Origin of the sequence: Clostridium tyrobutyricum, from assembly GCF_019144085.1 — a bacterium.
In the GTDB taxonomy this organism is placed as follows: Bacteria; Bacillota; Clostridia; order Clostridiales; family Clostridiaceae; genus Clostridium_B; species Clostridium_B tyrobutyricum_A.
In genome coordinates this window covers 1-1,169 of record NZ_JAHHUY010000078.1, presented here as the reverse complement: position 1 = coordinate 1,169, position 1,169 = coordinate 1, and the positions used below count along the sequence as shown (strand labels likewise).

At 31.5% G+C, this 1,169-nt stretch carries 2 protein-coding genes; both read left to right on the top strand.

Features of this window, described 5'->3' with window-relative positions; all coding sequences use genetic code 11:
- Nucleotides 1–76 precede the first annotated feature (76 nt).
- Entirely contained in the window at nt 77–406 is a 330-nt protein-coding gene (locus KM800_RS15070; protein ID WP_136711411.1) for a transposase, read from the top strand.
- Nucleotides 407–501: 95 nt separating this feature from the next.
- Nucleotides 502–1,169: DDE-type integrase/transposase/recombinase (locus KM800_RS15065; RefSeq protein ID WP_217813817.1), on the top strand; the 668-nt coding region annotated here is incomplete at its 3' end.

Here is a 1,169-nt window from a genome sequence, read left to right as displayed (position 1 = left end):
CTCTTAAGCCCCTAAGTATAGTTAGACAACAGCTTCTAAATTAGATATAATATAAAAAAGAGATTTGGAGGTAACTATGAAGGGAAGAAGTTATAGTAAAGAATTAAAAGAATCAATAATAAATGAAGTTAAGGAAGTAGGAAATATTTCATTAGTATCCAGAAAACATGGAATATCAAACTCAACAATAAGTACATGGATCAGAAATTCTAAAAAAGCTTCCGAAATAAAAGTAAAACCAGGTAGAAAAGCTTTGGTTGAGGGACAAAATGATTTTGAAAAGGAAATAAATAATGTAACACAGGAAAATGATTCACTAAAAAAGCTGCTTGGGGAGAAAGACCTGGAGATAGCGATACTTAAAGATCTCATAAAAAAAGCCAACCCTCAATTAAAGATAAAGTAGAAATAGCTAAAAAATATATAGAACAGGGATATAATGCAGTCTTTGTACTTAAAGTAGTTTCTCTGTCCAGATCCACATATTATTATAATTTAAGTGTGGAAGGCAGACCAAAATACAGGCCGAAAGGCGGCAAACCAAGAGGATATTCTTTAAATAAAGATGGTAAAAAAATCTGTGATGATGAAATTAAAGAAGACATACTGGAATCTATAGATGGAGATGCAATATATTACGGTTACAGAAAAATAACCTATCATCTGAGGCGTAAATATATGCTTGTTATAAACCCAAAGAAGGTATACAGGATGTGTAAAGAACTTGGTATTTTAAAAAATCAAAGAGTTATAAAACCTAAAGTTAAGCGTACTCTAGCTTCTAACAGAACTGTAACAGCTTCAAATCAGCTCTGGGAAATGGATATCAAGTATGGTTATATTCAAGGAGAAGATAAATTCTTCTATATGCTTAACATTATAGATATATTCGATAGAATCATTGTAGATTACCACATGGGTTTTCACTGTGAAGCTAAGGATGCTGCCGCACTCTTAAAAAATGCATTAATGAAAAGAAATTTATATGGAAAAGAACCTGTAAAGCCTGTAATAAGAACTGATAATGGACCGCAGTTTGTAAGTTATAGATTTAAGGAATGCTGCGAAGAACTTGGATTACACCATGAGAGAATACCTGTAAAAACACCAAATAAGAATGCACATGTAGAATCTTTTCACAGAATACTTGAAGATGAATGTTTTAAAAT